Origin of the sequence: Catellatospora sichuanensis, from assembly GCF_007483665.1 — a bacterium.
Classification (GTDB): domain Bacteria; phylum Actinomycetota; class Actinomycetes; order Mycobacteriales; family Micromonosporaceae; genus Catellatospora; species Catellatospora sichuanensis.
The window spans coordinates 79,156-91,971 of record NZ_VIQO01000030.1; the positions used below are offsets into that span (position 1 = coordinate 79,156).

Genomic DNA, 12,816 nt, shown 5'->3' on the forward strand with positions numbered 1-12,816 from the left:
TAGGCGTCCTCCTCGAAGTCTCAGTGCACCGCGTACTCGGGGCTGATCAGCCCCAGCACGGTCAGCTTCCGGGCGTCCTTGGCCGCGTCGTCCAGCACCGCCCGGGTCCGGTCGGTCCAGGCGTCCACGACCAGCAGCCGGGCCAGCGCGTCCGGGCGGCCCTTGACCGGGGCGGCCGACAGCCGCTCCAGGAACGCCGGGCTAGCCGCAGCGGACAGGGCCTGCGCCAGCTGCACCCGGGTCTGGGTGGCGAACGTGTTGAGCCAGGCCGTGCCCGACGGCCACCCGCCGACGCTCGGCGGTTTGAACGGCACCTGGTCGAGCCGGTTCAGGCCTTGGTAGAGCTGCTTGCGCTGCTTCATGCCGGTGTCGGTGCCGGTGGCGCCGAGCTGGCGCACCGCGCCGACCAGCCACTCCACCGGCTGCTTGACCAGCTGCCCGCCGGTGGTGGTGAACTGCTCGTCCAGCAGCAGCGCCCGGACCAGCGCGGTGACGTCGTGCCCGGTGAATGCGGCCGCGAGCCGGTCGCGTACGGCCGCGGGCATGGGCTCGCCGGAGGCGAACCGGAACCACAGCCGCGCGGGCAGGAACGTCTTGGCGGCGGGCTGCGCCAGGATGGCCTCGGCCAGCGAGTCCGCGTCCAGCGGGCCGGTGCGGCCGAGCACGGTCTTCTCACCGGGGTCGTGGCGGGCCTGCTGGAAGGTGGCCGTGCCGTCGACCCGGTCCACGGTCCAGCCGGTCAGCGCCCGCGCCGCGGCCTTCACGTCGGCCTCGGTGTACGCACCGATGCCGAGCGTGAACAGCTCCATCAGCTCGCGGGCCAGGTTCTCGTTCGGAGCCTTGCGGGTGTTGCGCTGCCCGTCCAGCCAGTGGATCAGCGCGCCGTCGCGCAGCATCGCGCGCACCAGCATCCCGAAGTCACCCCGGCCGTCGCGCCGGAAGGTCTCCTGCTGGGCCAGCATCAGCCCGGCCGACTTGACCTTCTGCACGCTGGTGGCCCAGTGGCCGTGCCAGAAGAAGACCAGCTTCTCGGCGAGCTGGTGATCCGCGGCGACCATGCGGTCGACCCACCAGTGGGTCAGCTGCTGCACCTGCTCCTTGCGGGCCTGCTGGGCACGCTGACGCTGCTCGCGGGTCGGCTTCTTGGGCAGGTTCGTGTAAGGGTCCGCGCCGAGTTTCGGGGCCGGCGTGCGGGCCGCGCCCCGGTCGGCGCCGCCCGGCGCGAGCAACTGCTCGACGGTCGCCTGATATCCGGCCTGCTCGGCCCGGTCCACCTCGTCGGCGGTGGGCCCGAACGTTGCCCTCCGCAGCAGGTGTGCGACCTTCTCCCGTTCCGCCATGCGCCGATCCTAGGCAGGTCGTCATCCGGATCGCGCCCGCAGCGTGTACGGGCAATGTAAGGCCACGGCGGGTGAAGGCGCGGTCACCGCTCAGCGGGACGGCTTGCGGTGCATGCGGTAGTGCAGCACGAGGAACGGCAGGCCGAAGACCCGGAACGCGTGCTCGGCCCGCAGCTGCCCGTCCTGCACGTACACGTCGAGGTCCTCGGCGAAGCCGTGCACGGCGGCCGTGGTCAACCGCCCGTCCTGCGGGTCGACGAGGCTCAGGTAGTGCCCGGGCTGGTCCAGCTTGCTGCGGCTGGTCAGCACCAGACCGCCGCCCGGCCGGGCCTGCGGCTCCAGGGTCGCCGTGAAACTCGCCTGCGGCAGCGGGAACCCGACGCTGACGTAACCGCGCCCGTCGTGCCGGTAGGTCGTGTAGACGCCGACGTAGATGGGCTCGTCGGTGTCGGCGAACGAGCGGATCCAGCCGCGGACGGTGATCGCGCCGTCCCGGCTGACGGTGTCGATCCGGCTGCGTACGCCCCGCTGCGTCTCGCGCTGGTTCATCGGCACGTTGGCCTGCCCCAGCGGCCGGGCGAGCAGGTTGCGGTAGAGCAGGTAACCGGGCCGTACCCAGGCACGCCAGCGCGGCTCGATGTCGAGGGTGAACCGGGTGGTGTGCTCGTAGAACTCGCGTACCAGCGGGTCCACGCCGACCGGGTCGAAGCCTGGACCGGCCAGTTCGTCGAGTGAGGCGACGATGCCGACGTCGGGGGTGTCGGGTCGGTAGTCGCCGCCGAGTTCGGTCGCGAGGTCGGCGATGTAGCCGGTGCCGACGTAGCGGGTGCGGGCGGCCAGCGGCACCACGAACGGCAGCCGGGCCGGGTCGACCTGCTCGGCCAGCAGGCTCACCTGCGGGTCGCGGAACAGCAGGGCGGACAGCACCCGGAACGCGGCGACGGTCACCGCCGCGACGATCGCGGCGGGCACGCCCGCCATGGCCCAGCCGAGCGCCGCGCCGACCAGCGGGCCTAGCACGACCTTGTGCGGGCGGATGCCCAGCAGCCCCGCGACGCCGCCGGCGATGACACCGACGAGCAGGGAGTTCGCGCCGATCGCGCCCAGCGCCCAACCGCAGGGTGCGGCCAGGGCGGCGCTCATGACGATGCGGGACCACAGCGCCGGGATCTCGCCCGGCCGCTGCCAGGCCCGTGCCAGCGCGTCGACCAGCCAGAGCAGGCACGCTCCGACGAGCGCGCCTGCCGCCATCGCCCCGGTGCCCCACGTCGCGGTCGACGCCACGCCCGCGACGGCACCGATCAGTGCCGCGAAGACGGCCGATCCACGGCGCTCAGGTGCCTCGGCTGCATCGTTCACCCGGGCAGGTTAGCGCGACGCTTCGCCCGCCGGGTGCGCGCCTTCGCGCCCGTCCGGCCTCGGCCGATGCACCGACGTCCACTGCGGACGGTCCGGGCGGGGGGGGCGGCCCGGCGGCCGGCCTGTGCCGCTGCCCGGACATGCAGGCGGCGGCCACCGGGGTTCCGGTGGCCGCCGCCTGCATGATGCGCGGTGACTTTGCTCTGCACCCATTCGCTTGCTCTGCACCCACCGGCGCAACGGCGGGCGAGGCTCAGCGCACGCCGTCGCGGTTGTAGCGGGCGCGGGCCCAGTAGAAGCAGCCCACGGTGATGACCACCATCCAGGCCACGGCCAGCCAGGCGCTGTTGCCGATGCCGGTGCCCAGCAGCAGGCCGCGCACGGTCTCCATGACGGGGGTGAACGGCTGGTACTCGGCGACCCAGCCGACGGCCTGCGGCATGGAGTCGGTGGGCACGAATCCGCTGCCCAGGAACGGCAGCAGGATCAGCGGCATGGGCAGGTTGCTGGCCGACTCGACGGTGCGCGCAGTCAGCCCGCAGGCCACGCCGAACCAGACGCAGGCGAACGAGACCAGGGTCAGCAGCCCGGCCGCGGCGACCCACTCGACCGGCGTCGCGTTCGGACGGAAACCGACGGCCACCGCCACACCGACGACGACGGCCAGGGCGACGACCAGCTGGATCAGGTTGCCCAGCACGTGCCCGGTCAGCACCGAGGGCCGGAAGATGGCCATGGTACGGAACCGGGCGATGATGCCCTCGGTCATGTCCTGCGCCACCCCGATCGCGGTGAGCTGCGGCGCGCTGGCGATGGCGAGCAGCAGGATGCCCGGGGTGACGTAGTTGGCGTAGGCCGCCCGGCCGCCGCCCGCGGCGATGCCGTCGCCCAGGGTGCCGCCGAAGACGTACACGAACAGCAGCAGCATGATGACCGGGATCCCGATGAGGAACGCGATCATCGGGTAGCGGCGGGCGCGCAGCAGGTAGCGCCGCAGCATGGTGGTCGAGTCCCGCAGGGCGTACGCGGTGGTGCTCATCGGTTGCTCGCTCCTTCGAGGGTGGCGGCGGTGTCGGGCCGGCCGGTGAGGGTGAGGAAGACGTCGTCGAGGTCGGGGGTGTGCACGGTCAGCTCGGCGATCTCGACGGCGGCGCCGTCGAGCCGGTCGAGCACCTCGCGCAGCGAGCGCACGCCGCCGTCGCTGGGCACCTGCAGGGTCAGCGCGTCGTCGTCGCGCGTCAACGTGCCGAATACGCGGGCGGCGGACTCCAATTCGGCCGGTCCCGCGAATCGGAGCCGGATGTGGCCACCGGGGATGAGCCGCTTGAGCTCCGCCGGGGTGCCCTCGGCGATGATCCGCCCGTGGTCGAGCAGGGCGACCCGGTCGGCGAGCTGATCCGCCTCCTCCAGGTACTGCGTGGTCAGGAAGATGGTGACGCCGCCCGCGACCAGGTTGCGGATGCTGTCCCACATGGTGCGGCGGCTGCGCGGGTCCAGGCCGGTGGTCGGCTCGTCGAGGAAGACCACCCGCGGGCTGCCGACCAGGGTCATGGCCAGGTCGAGCCGGCGCTTCATACCGCCGGAGTAGGTCGTGACCGGCGTGCCGGCCGCCTCGGTCAGGTCGAAGCGCTCCAGCAGGTCGGCGACGCGGCGTCGGCCCTCGCGCCGGTCCAGATGGTTCAGGTCGGCCATCAGGGCCAGGTTCTCCGCGCCGGTGAGGTAGTTGTCCACCGCGGAGAACTGGCCGGTGAGGCCGATCGCGGCGCGGACGTCGTCGGGGTGGGTGGCCGGGTCGTGACCCGCCACCCGGATCCGGCCCGCGTCGGGGCGCAGCAGCGTGGACAGGATGTTGACGGCGGTGGTCTTGCCGGCTCCGTTGGGGCCGAGCAGGGAGAAGACGGTGCCGGTGGGGACGTGCAGGTCGATGCCGTCCAGGACGGTCTTGTCGCCGTACGCCTTGCGCAGGCCGGTGACCTCGATGGCGTTCTCGGGGGTGGGCATGTTCGTCCTTTCAGCAGAGCCTCTGTGGAACCCCGGCCATTCACGGCTGGGAGGAAACGGATCGCCTGCGGAGCAGGGCAGGGAAAGCCGGTTCGCCGCCAGGCGGACAGGCGTAGACCAGCCGCGTCGCGCAAGCGAACATGCGTGCTGACTTCTTTGGGTCACGGCGTAGGTCCCCACGCACCCGCGCAAGCGGGGAACGGCTGTCGCGGGCCGTCGATGCCATGACTCTTGCGGCCCCGGTTCCCCGGGGCTGGGGCGCAGTCAACCGCCCGCACGTGGCCTGACCTCGCAGCCAGCGAGGAAGAGATCCACAAGCCTGCCCATTCATGGGCGGGTAGTTGACGAACGGTGGATGAGGATGTCGCCCCAGGAGGTCCGGGCGCGCACCTCGACGCGCTCGTCGGACTCCTCCGGGCCGGGGACGTTGTCGAGGGAGTTGCGCACCGTGCCGGTGGACTTCAGGTCCATCCAGACGGCGGTGCCGGTCGGGATGCCGACCTCGATGCGCCCGGCGGAGGTCTCCAGCACGTGCGTGCCGCGCACCGCGGCACCGACGCGGATGTCGCCGTACGCGGTCTTCGCGGTGAGCCCGGCCTCGGCCCGCTCGACGGCGACGTCGCCGTTGGCGGTCTTGGCGCTTAGTTCGGCCACGGCCCGCCCGACGGCGATGTGGCCGTCCGCTCCGTTGATCCGGCCGGTGCCGGTGATCGTGCCGACCTCGCAGCCGCCGGTCGAGCTCTTGATGACGGCGTTACCGGCGACGAGCCCGACGCGGGTGCGCCCGGCGCCGGTGGTGAGTTCGGCGTCGCCGAGCACCCGGTCGGCGCTGATCTCCCCGGCGCCGGTGTTGGCGCGCAGGCGCCCGGTCTGCCCGAAGTACAGCCGGCCGTAGCCGGTGGAGAACCGGCAGTCGCCCAGCGGCCCGTCGGCCTGCAGGTCGCCCATGCCGGTGTCACCGTCGAGCGACGAGCCGGCGGGCAGGTGGATCTCCACGTCGAGGGATCCGGGCCGGCCCAGCAGCGTGTTGAGGTGCTTCGGCGTCTTCACCAGCAGGTGGCCGTCGGCGTACTCCACGCGGGTCTGCTCGGCGAGCCGGACGGACTTGGCGCTGTTGTTGGCGGGGCGCACCTCGACCACGGTGTCGGCGCGTTCGGTGGCCACGATCCGGATGTCGGCGGCGATGACGCTGATGGACACGGTGATCGGCTCAGGTGTGTCGAAGGTGGGCATGGTGGTTCCCTCGCATCGGTCTGGTCGGTGAATCCGCGGATGGGCGGGGTGGGCGGGCGCCGCGACTGTCAGCGGGCCCAGCCGGTGTACCGCTGGCCGAGGTCGGTGCCTCCGGGGCGGGCGGTCGGCCGCGGCGCGGCGGCGGTGTCCAGTGCCGCCGCGGCAGCCCGGACCAGCCACGCGTTGGCCGACAGCCGCTCGCGGGCGGCCGCCTCGTCGATGCGCGCCTTCAACTCGTCGGGCAGGCGCAGGTTGATCCGCGAGGTCGCGCCCTTCTCCCCGGCGGTGTCGTCCCAGGTCGGCGTGGCGGCGGGCGCCGGCGGGTACTCGTCGGGCGGAGCCTGGCGGGTGTTGACCACGAAGGCGGGGTTGAGCCCCCGCAGGCGCACCTCGACCGAGCCGGGTGCGAGTTCGCGGGTGATCTCGTCGGCCGCGGCCGAGAGCGCCTCGAGCAGCGTGAGCCGGATGGCCGACTCCAGCGGCACGGCAAGGCGCTCGGCGAGGGCGCGGGCCTCCTCGCCGCCGGTCTCGGCGGCGACGGCCAGCTCGGCTCGGAGCTTCTCCACGTACGGCGTCAGTTCCATGGCACCACTATGGCACCACTATGGTGCCATAGGCAAGCCGACGTGGCTCATTTGCGGTGCCAACGTGTCCGGCGGGCCCCGATCCGACACAAACGTGAACGGTCGGTGGACTGGTGGCGGGGCGGGGTGACGGCGAACATAGGGACGCCGGTACCGTCTGCGGATGCGCAGGCGGGTACGCCGCCGCACCGCCATCCCCGCGGCGCGGCTCCCGCCGGCCGACGCGTTCGTGATCTGTGGAAGGAAGACGTATGTCTCAGGGCGAGGACGTACTCGCACTACGCGACGACCTGGCGGCACGGCCCGACTTCGAGGTCACGCTGCGCGGCTACGACAAGCGGCAGGTCGAGCAGTACATCGCGCGTATCAACGCCGAGGTGTCGTCGCTGTCGGCCGAGCGCGAGCGGGCGCTCGGGCAGGTCCGCGACCTCACCGAGCGGCTGAAGCGCCAGCACGTCGACCTGTCCGAGCTGGCGGAGCTGCGCCAGCGCCCGGCGGCGCAGGTCGAGCGGGCCTCCTTCCGCCACCTGGGCCCGATGGTGGACCAGATCCTGGAGCTCGCCGAGAAGCAGGCCGAGGCGATCACCACCACCACGGCCCAGCAGATGGCGCACCACAAGGACGAGGCGGAGAAGATCCTCGCCGACGCCCGGGAGCAGGCCGACCGGCTGCGCACCGAGAGCGAGGGCGCCCTGGAGCGCGCCGAGCAGGAGCTCAAGCGGGTGCACGACCAGAACGCCCAGCAGGCCGAGCACGCCCGTGCCGAGGCCGACGCCCTGGTCGAGGCCGCCCGGGTGCGGGTGCAGCAGGAGGTCGAGGCCGCCCGCGCGCAGACCCAGCAGGAGGTCTCGCAGTGGAAGGCCAACGTCGAGCGCGAGCTCGTCGAGCTGCGCGCGGCCGCCGAGCGTGAGCTGGCCGGCCAGCGCACCGCGGTGAACCAGAAGAACGCCGCGCTGCACGCCGAGGCCCAGCAGCACGCGGCTGACCTGCGCCGCCGCGCCGACGACCAGAACGCCGCCCACCAGCAGCAGCTCACCGTCGTGCAGCAGGAGATCCGGGCCCGCCGCCAGGCGCTGGCCCAGCTGCAGGCCGAGCTGGACATCGCCCAGCAGCGCCTGGTGCAGTCGCGCCAGGACGGCGCCACCGCCGAGCGTGACGTGGCCCAGCTGCAGCAGCGCCTCAGCGAGACCACCCAGGAGCTCAGCCACGAGCTGCACCGGCTGGAGGAGGCCCGGCGTGCGGCCGAGTCCGCCGAGCGCCACGCCGTGGCGGTGCGGGCCCGGGTGCAGCGCGAGGCCGAGCGGGTGGCCAACCTCGCCGCCGCGGCCGTCATGGCCGCCGCCGTGGGCGGCGTCGAGACCGGCGAGTACCCGCGTGTGCAGATGCGCCCGAACCCCCGCCACTCGGCGGCCGAGCCCGAGGAGCCCGAGGCGCTCGCCGAGCCCGCGGAGCTGCCCGAGGCGGCGCAGCAGGCCGAAGCCGTGCCGGAGGAGCAGCCGCAGGCCGAGCAGGCCGGCGAGGACGAGCCGGCCGAGGACGAGGTGGAGCAGCAGCGCCACGAGGGCGACCCCGAGCTCGCCGAGTACGCCAACGGCCGCCGCGACAGCGAGATCGCGGTCCCCGCGCAGCGTATGCCGCTGCCGGAGCGGGTCGGCGCGGACGCCGAGTAGTCACGTACCAGCAGCACAGGCCCGCTCATCGAAGGTGAGCGGGCCTGTGTCGTCGGTGTACCGTCCCAATCGGTGGGAATTAATAGTAAGGCTTATTGACTGTTAATTATCGACCCGCGACGATCCCAGGAGAACGGCTCCCCCGTGTCCTGAGATCGGAGCTTCGATGAACAGACTGCGAACAGCGGCGGCGGCCCTGGCCACCGCGCTGATCACCACTTTCGCGGTGGCGGCGCTGCCCGCCCCCGCCACCGCCGCCGAAGTGCTCGTCAACGGCGGCTTCGAGTCAGGCGCGCTGTCGCCGTGGACCTGCACCGGCGGCCTGGGCAGCGTCGTGTCCACGCCCGTGCGCACCGGCACGAAGGCGCTGCAGGGCGCGGCGAGCGCCTCCGACAACGCCAAGTGCAGCCAGACCGTCTCCGTCGTCTCCGGCACCCAGTACACGCTGTCGGCCTGGGTCCGCGGCAGCTACGTCTACCTCGGCGTCAACGGCGGGTCGTCCACCTGGACCCCGAACGCCACCAACTGGACCCAGCTCACCCTGACCTTCACCGCCGCCAGCAGCTCCGTCCAGGTCTACCTGCACGGCTGGTACGGCACCGGCACCTACTTCGCCGACGACGTCTCCCTGCAGGGCCAGGGCGGCACCGGGCCCACCGTGCCCGGCGCGCCCGGCACCCCGTCCGCCGGCTCGATCACCAACACCTCGGTGGCGCTGTCCTGGGGCGCGTCGTCGGGCACGGTCACCGGATACCGGGTGTACGAGGGCAGCACCGTGCGCGCCACCGTCACCGGCACCTCGGCCACCATCAGCGGGCTGGGCGCGTGCACCACGCACACCTACGCCGTCGCGGCGTACAACAGCGCCGGCGAGTCACCGCGCTCGGGCAACGTCACCGTCACCACCACCGGCTGCGGCACCGGCGTGCCGGGCACCCCCGGCAACGTCACCGTCGGCGGCGCGACCAACAGCTCGCTGAACGTCGGCTGGAGCGCCTCGTCCGGCACGGTCACCGGATACCGGGTGTACGAGGGCAGCACCGTGCGCGCCACCGTCACCGGCACCAGCGCCACCATCACCGGCCTGGCCACCTGCTCCAGCCACACCTACACCGTGCGCGCCTACAACGGCACAGGCGAGTCCCCGGCATCGGCCGCCGCGTCCGGCACCACCACCGGGTGCACCACCGGCACCCTGCCCAAGCACCTGCTCACCGGGTACTGGCAGAACTTCGTCAACGGGGCCACCCCGCTGCGGCTGTCGTCCGTGCCCACCACGTACGACATCGTCGCGGTCGCCTTCGCCGACGCCGTGTCCGGAACCCCCGGCGCGGTCACCTTCAACGTCGACTCCGGGCTGTCCTCGGCGGTCGGCGGCTACACCAACGCCCAGTTCCGCACCGACGTCGCCACCCTGAAGGCCCGCAACCAGCGCGTCATCCTGTCCGTCGGCGGCGAGCTCGGCTCCGTCTCCGTCAACAGCTCCGCCGCGGCGACCAACTTCGCCAACAGCCTCTACACCCTGATCACCGACTTCGGCTTCAACGGCGTCGACATCGACCTGGAGAACGGCCTCAACGCGACCTACATGGAGCAGGCGCTGCGCAACCTGCGCTCCCGCGTCGGATCCGGCCTGATCATCACGATGGCGCCGCAGACCATCGACATGCAGTCCACAGGGGCGGGCTACTTCTCGCTCGCGCTCAACATCCGCGACATCCTGACCATCGTGCACACCCAGTTCTACAACTCGGGCAGCATGCTCGGCTGCGACCAGCAGTTCGCGTACTCGCAGGCCACGGTCAACTTCCTCACCGCGCTGGCCTGCATCCAGCTGCAGTCGGCGCTGCGGCCCGACCAGATCGCGCTCGGCCTGCCCGCCACCACCCAGGCCGCGGGCGGCGGCTACGTCAACCCGTCCGTGGTCAACAACGCGCTGAACTGCCTGGCCGCCGGCACCAACTGCGGCAGCTTCGTCCCGCCGGCGCGCTGGCCCACGATCCGCGGCGCGATGACGTGGTCGATCAACTGGGACGCGTCCAACGGCTACAACTTCGCCAACACGGTGCACAACCACCTGGTGTCGATGCCGTAGCCGCCGACGTCACGAGGGTCCGCCTTCGGGGTGGTCCGGCACCGCGAACTCGGTGCCGGACCGCCCCCGGTCGATCTTCGAGTGGGGACCGCGCGCAGGAGCCGAAGCCGTTTCGGCTATCGTGCGCGAGCACGCTACTCCGACCGAAGGACCAGCATGACGTCGGCGCAGTCCCCCCTCGTCGCCTCCGGCGCGCTCGACATACCCACGCAGCGCGAGCCCGCGCCGGCGGAAGCCGCCGAGCCGCAGGCGCCGCCGAAGGCCGCCGAGCCGCAGGCGCCACCGAAGGGCGCCGAGCCGCAGACGCCGCCGAAGGCCGCCGAGCCGCAGGCGCCGCCGAAGGCATCCGAGCCCGTGGCGCATCCGTTCCGCGGGGACGTCGCCGGGCTGCGCGCCGTCGCCGTCGGGCTGGTCCTGCTCTACCACGCCGGCGTGCCGTTCCTGCCCGGTGGCTTCGTCGGCGTCGACGTCTTCTTCGTCATCTCCGGCTTCCTGATCACCGGACAGCTGCTCAAAGAGGTCGAGCGCACCGGACGGGTGTCGCTGGCGGGCTTCTACGCCCGCCGCGCGAAGCGGATCCTGCCGGCGGCCGCGATCGTCCTGGTGGCGACCGCGGGCCTGGTCTGGCGGTTCGCGCCCAGAACCCTCTGGGAGGACACCGCGGGCGACATCGTCAGCGCCGCCCTGTACGTCGTCAACTGGCGTTTCTCCGACCGGGCGGTCGACTATCTCGCCGAGCACACGCAGCCCTCGCCGGTGCAGCATTTCTGGTCGCTGGCGGTGGAGGAGCAGTTCTACATCGTCTGGCCACTGCTGATCATCCTTGCGGTGCTGGCGTCGCGCCTGCTGCGCAGCGGCATCAAGCCGACGCTCTGGGTCGCGTTGCTGGTCGTGCTGGTGCCGTCGTTCGTCTGGTCCGTCCTCGAGACCGCCTCGTCGCCTGCGCAGGCGTTCTTCGCGTCCACGACCCGGATGTGGGAACTGGCCGTCGGTGCGGGCGTCGCGCTCGCCGGAGCGGCGTGCGCGCGGATTCCGCGGCCGGCCGCCATCACGGCGGGCTGGCTCGGGTTGGCGGCCGTCGTCGCCGCCGGGGTGCTGGTCACCGCCGAAACGGCGTGGCCCGGTCACGCCGCCGCCCTGCCGACGCTCGGCACCGCCGCCGTGCTGGCCGCGGGCGCCGCGGCAGGCCGGTCGGGGCCGGTCGCGCTGCTCGGCATCCGGCCCATGCGCTGGGTCGGCGACCTCTCCTACTCCCTCTACCTGTGGCACTGGCCGCTGCTGATGGTCGCGACCGCGCACTGGCAGGGCCTGTCCACCGGTCAGGGCCTGGCGATCACGGCCGCCTCGGTCGTGCCCGCGTGGCTGACGTACCGGCTGGTGGAGAACCCGCTGAGATACTCGACGGCGATCTCCGGCTCGTCGCGGCTGGCGCTGAGCCTGGGTGCCAACTTCACGCTGGTCGGCGTCAGCGCCGGCCTTGCCCTGATGCTGGTCTTCGCGAACGTGAGCACCGGTCCGAGCCTCGCGGAGGAGTCCGCGCCCGTGGACGGCCCGGTGGTCGTGCTACCTCCCGTGGACGTCGCCCTTCCCCCGGTCCTCACCGGCGGGCCCGAGCGGCGGCCGCTGGGCGCAGGGGTGCTCGGCATCAACCCGCTCGGCGATCCCCGAGGGCAGGTGACGGACCGGGTCCCGGTGATGTTCCCCGAGCCGCTGGTGGCCCGCCAGGACCTGCCCGACACCTACCGCGACAAGTGCCACCAGAGCCGCGCGGGCGCCAAACTGCTCTCGTGCACCTTCGGCGATCCTTCTTCGACCACGGAGGTGGTCCTGGCAGGGGACTCGAAGGTGGAGCAGTGGCTGCCCGCGTTCCAGATGCTGGCCGCGAAGAACCGCTGGAAGATCGTCACCTACATCAAGTCGTCCTGCGGGTTCGCGTCCGCTGAGCACCTGGTCAACGACATCCCGGGCAGGCCTTACCCGACCTGTACCGAATGGAACCGGGCGCTGCTGGCGAAGCTGGTCGCCGACCGCCCCGAGTACGTGGTCACCTCGCAGTACACCGGCACGGCCGCCGACGGCGCCGGGCAGCAGAGCGTCGAGGCGATGGTCGCGGGGATGCGTACGTCCTGGACGGCGCTCACCGAGGTCGGCACGAAGGTGATCCTGCTGGCGAACACCCCCGATCCCGGCATGATCGTCTACGAGTGCATCGACCAGAATCGCAACCGGCTGTCGGCGTGCGTGTTCGACCGCGCCCGCCACGACGCCGACCGGGGTTACCGGACGCAGCGGGAGGCCGCGTCCGGCACCGGCGTGCCGGTCATCGACCTGTTCGACGCGATCTGCCCGGTCGGGCCGTGCGCCCCGGTCATCGGCAACGTGATCGTGTACCGCGAGTCGTCTCACCTGACCGCGACTTACGTCAGGACGATGGCGCCGCGGCTCGCGGTCGCGCTGACCGGGGCCGGGCTGCCCACCGGCTGACACCGCGTCCGCGCCGTCGGGCGCGGCCGGTCCGGCGCCGCCCGGCCCGT

9 protein-coding genes are annotated in these 12,816 nt (G+C 72.4%); 3 read left to right on the plus strand and 6 right to left on the minus strand.

All coding sequences use genetic code 11. The annotated features are described in order from the left end of the window. Positions 1-20: 20 nt before the first annotated feature. The 6 genes from FLL47_RS34135 to FLL47_RS34160 all read right to left on the minus strand — a co-directional run bounded on the left by FLL47_RS34135 (position 21) and on the right by FLL47_RS34160 (position 6,517). Positions 21-1,340, minus strand: a complete 1,320-nt coding sequence (locus tag FLL47_RS34135) for a DUF1800 domain-containing protein (protein WP_144126778.1) — start codon at positions 1,338-1,340, stop codon at positions 21-23. A gap of 90 nt (positions 1,341-1,430) precedes the next feature. After that, positions 1,431-2,699: a hypothetical protein gene (locus FLL47_RS34140; protein WP_144126779.1), complete on the minus strand. Its 1,269-nt coding sequence runs from the start codon at positions 2,697-2,699 to the stop codon at positions 1,431-1,433. 253 nt (positions 2,700-2,952) lie between these two features. Next, entirely contained in the window at positions 2,953-3,738 is a 786-nt protein-coding gene (locus tag FLL47_RS34145; RefSeq protein WP_144126780.1) for an ABC transporter permease, read from the minus strand. After that, positions 3,735-4,700, minus strand: coding sequence for an ATP-binding cassette domain-containing protein (locus tag FLL47_RS34150; RefSeq protein ID WP_144126781.1), 966 nt, complete (start codon positions 4,698-4,700; stop codon positions 3,735-3,737). The genes FLL47_RS34145 and FLL47_RS34150 overlap by 4 nt, the downstream gene beginning before the upstream one ends. Before the next feature lie 327 nt (positions 4,701-5,027). Continuing rightward, positions 5,028-5,933, minus strand: a complete 906-nt coding sequence (locus FLL47_RS34155; protein ID WP_144126782.1) for a DUF4097 family beta strand repeat-containing protein — start codon at positions 5,931-5,933, stop codon at positions 5,028-5,030. Positions 5,934-6,001: 68 nt separating this feature from the next. Then, a complete protein-coding gene (locus tag FLL47_RS34160; RefSeq protein WP_144126783.1) occupies positions 6,002-6,517 on the minus strand; it encodes a toxin-antitoxin system HicB family antitoxin in 516 nt (171 codons plus the stop codon). A gap of 251 nt (positions 6,518-6,768) precedes the next feature. On the opposite strand from FLL47_RS34160, the gene FLL47_RS43280 reads away from it, so the two are divergent. From FLL47_RS43280 to FLL47_RS34175, 3 genes are all read left to right on the plus strand, one after another. Then, on the plus strand, positions 6,769-8,187 hold the full coding sequence (locus tag FLL47_RS43280; protein ID WP_186316072.1) for a coiled-coil domain-containing protein: 1,419 nt from the start codon (positions 6,769-6,771) through the stop codon (positions 8,185-8,187). Between the two features lie 166 nt (positions 8,188-8,353). After that, complete coding sequence (locus FLL47_RS44385) at positions 8,354-10,282, plus strand: fibronectin type III domain-containing protein (protein ID WP_144126784.1); 1,929 nt, start codon at positions 8,354-8,356, stop codon at positions 10,280-10,282. 156 nt (positions 10,283-10,438) lie between these two features. After that, positions 10,439-12,766 (plus strand): acyltransferase family protein, encoded by a 2,328-nt coding sequence (locus FLL47_RS34175; RefSeq protein WP_144126785.1) that lies wholly within the window; start codon positions 10,439-10,441, stop codon positions 12,764-12,766. Positions 12,767-12,816: the final 50 nt, after the last annotated feature.

What these genes read in the sequence shown, in the direction of transcription:
- FLL47_RS34135 (WP_144126778.1), bottom strand. Translation starts at nt 1,340, where the DNA reads ATGGCGGAACGGGAGAAGGTCGCACACCTGCTGCGGAGGGCAACGTTC.
- FLL47_RS34145 (WP_144126780.1), bottom strand. Translation starts at nt 3,738, where the DNA reads ATGAGCACCACCGCGTACGCCCTGCGGGACTCGACCACCATGCTGCGG.
- FLL47_RS34150 (WP_144126781.1), bottom strand. Translation starts at nt 4,700, where the DNA reads ATGCCCACCCCCGAGAACGCCATCGAGGTCACCGGCCTGCGCAAGGCG.
- FLL47_RS34155 (WP_144126782.1), bottom strand. Translation starts at nt 5,933, where the DNA reads ATGCCCACCTTCGACACACCTGAGCCGATCACCGTGTCCATCAGCGTC.
- FLL47_RS34160 (WP_144126783.1), bottom strand. Translation starts at nt 6,517, where the DNA reads ATGGAACTGACGCCGTACGTGGAGAAGCTCCGAGCCGAGCTGGCCGTC.
- FLL47_RS43280 (WP_186316072.1), top strand. Translation starts at nt 6,769, where the DNA reads ATGTCTCAGGGCGAGGACGTACTCGCACTACGCGACGACCTGGCGGCA.
- FLL47_RS44385 (WP_144126784.1), top strand. Translation starts at nt 8,354, where the DNA reads ATGAACAGACTGCGAACAGCGGCGGCGGCCCTGGCCACCGCGCTGATC.
- FLL47_RS34175 (WP_144126785.1), top strand. Translation starts at nt 10,439, where the DNA reads ATGACGTCGGCGCAGTCCCCCCTCGTCGCCTCCGGCGCGCTCGACATA.